This is a genomic window from Pseudomonas sp. PS02288, from assembly GCF_029959715.1.
Classification (GTDB): Bacteria; Pseudomonadota; Gammaproteobacteria; order Pseudomonadales; family Pseudomonadaceae; genus Pseudomonas_O; species Pseudomonas_O kuykendallii.
On the sequence record NZ_JASCPA010000143.1, the window covers coordinates 1 to 261 of the forward strand.

Sequence of the window (261 nt, forward strand, 5' to 3'; positions counted from 1 at the left end):
CGTGGCGTTCGTGGCCGATGCGGATCCTCTGGTCGTGCTCGATGTTTTCGTCCCAGTCGCGCTGGGCGTGCAGATAGATCTGTTCCTGACCCTTGCGGTCTTCGATGCGCAGTTCGTTGTAGCCGGCGCCGCCTGGCGAGCTGAGGGTCTTGAACACGCTGCGGGTCTTGTTCGCCGGTAGCGCGTAGGGCACCACGTGTTCCTTGTGGTACAGGCAGCCGCTGATCAGCGGCTGGTCCGGGTCGCCTTCGAGAAAGCTCA

General features: G+C 63.2%; 1 pseudogene. It reads right to left on the reverse strand.

Going from position 1 to position 261, the window contains the following annotated elements:
- A pseudogene (locus QMX85_RS23420) lies at nt 1-261 on the reverse strand (type VI secretion system tip protein VgrG); the annotation flags it as partial.